The 1,784-nt window shown below is 27.5% G+C and carries 2 protein-coding genes; both read left to right on the plus strand.

Annotated features, from left to right (window positions below; genetic code table 11):
• On the plus strand, positions 1 to 815 hold an 815-nt coding region (locus SHK09_RS15370; RefSeq protein ID WP_319811674.1), incomplete at its 5' end, for a hypothetical protein.
• Between the two features lie 251 nt (positions 816 to 1,066).
• Positions 1,067 to 1,633, plus strand: coding sequence for a hypothetical protein (locus SHK09_RS15375; RefSeq protein ID WP_319811675.1), 567 nt, complete (start codon positions 1,067 to 1,069; stop codon positions 1,631 to 1,633).
• Positions 1,634 to 1,784 lie beyond the last annotated feature (151 nt).

Genomic DNA, 1,784 nt, shown 5'->3' on the forward strand with positions numbered 1-1,784 from the left:
TTTATGCCTTATCAAAGCTTTTTGCTTTTTTAAAAATACTTCTAATTTTCCGGTGGAAAATTTGCCGCATTTTTAAATCGCAAAAATTTTTATACCAAAACGTTGTGCGTCAGCTGAAAAAACCTATGAACACGAAAAGAAACATTAAGGAAATAGCACCATTATTAGCGGACGATTTTGTTGATTTAGAAGAATCGATTTTCGACACAGATTTATATTCTGACTTTTTGACCAAAAATTCCGATAGATTAGGAATTTATAATAAATATTTAATCTGCAAACTTCACGATAGTTGGATAATAAATATTATAAATCGAAATGATAGTTTGCTAATAGAATTAAATGACTTTTCGACCTATGTTTTTGCTCATTCTATAATTGACAAATTTGAACTTTCTATTGATACAGAACATATTTCTTTTCCACTAAAAATTGAACTAAAAGAGAGTTTAAAACTTGAGTATAATAAAGTAGATGATTTCGGAAACTTAATTGAAATTGAGCCTTTAAAATTAGATGAATATCTTTACGAACAAGTTTCTAAAATAGAGAGTAATAGAATTGAAATTGTATTTCACTTTTGGAAATCAAATCTTGATACTGAAAAACCAGGTGAAAGAATAATTGTAATTGCATCAGCTAAAAATATAGTTTTGACTGAAAATCAAGACAAAGCGTGGAATGAAATTTTCGGAAATAAATATGACAAATACTATGAATATTTTAAATCACAATTTGATAGTGACAGATATGTTTCAGACCATAATGAATGTGCTAAATTAATAACTGAAATTGAAAATAAAAAGAATGAATAAAGCCGAACGCACAACACCGTATATAATTTATTGCTTGGTTCTCGCCTACTTACGAAAGTCCTCGCGGACTTTCTTGGTCGGTAATTATTTACTAAATTAGTTGCTTAAAACACGCAACAAACCATATACAAACACGTTGTGCGTCATACGTGGGAAGTGCCTCGAAGAATCTAATTTAATTATAAAATTATCTTTATCTTTCTAAAATGGAGTCCAAAAGAAAACAAAAGGAAAATGAATGGCTTGCATTATTGGAAAATGCAATTAAGGAAAATATTGAAATAAAAGCAAACCATCGTTTTAAATATAAAAATAAAAATTTAGGAACTTTTTTAGTATCAGCTAAAAGAAAACAAAATATTGAATTAATTAGCCGAATTGAAAGCTTAGGAGTCATTTTTAAAATCAAAAGTAAAAATCCTGAAAATTATTTAGAGAAATTCACTTTACAACTTTCGACAGATAAGAAACCAAATAAACAGAGATATATTACTAGATTCAATGCTTATATTTTACCAAAAAAAGAATTATTAAAAAACCGAAACATTAAGAAATTAAATAAAGTTTGGAAAATAAAATTTGGTGACATAAGGAAATGGGAAAAACCTGAAACTGTAATTGACAAAATTAAAAGTTGGAAAGAATTTAGATATAATGAAAAATTAAATCCTACCGGAAAATGGTTTGATTATAAAAAAAATATGGGAAAATTATATGGTTGGGTTTATAACAAAAAGGCAAACAAAGATAAAATGAGTTTAATTTCCGAACATTTTAACGAAAAAGAATTGAAAGAATTGAAAAAGGAAGGATTTTGAAAATAAAAAAGTACGTCGCACAACACCGTGTATATAAAATTGCTATTTTTATCCTAACCAAAAGTAGTTGCTTTTTTGTGAACATCAATTTTCCTGCGGAAAATAGCCGTTCACTTTAAACGCAACCTTCCATAACACAACAACGTTGTAA

The organism is Polaribacter sp. PL03, from assembly GCF_033875165.1.
Classification (GTDB): Bacteria; Bacteroidota; Bacteroidia; order Flavobacteriales; family Flavobacteriaceae; genus Polaribacter.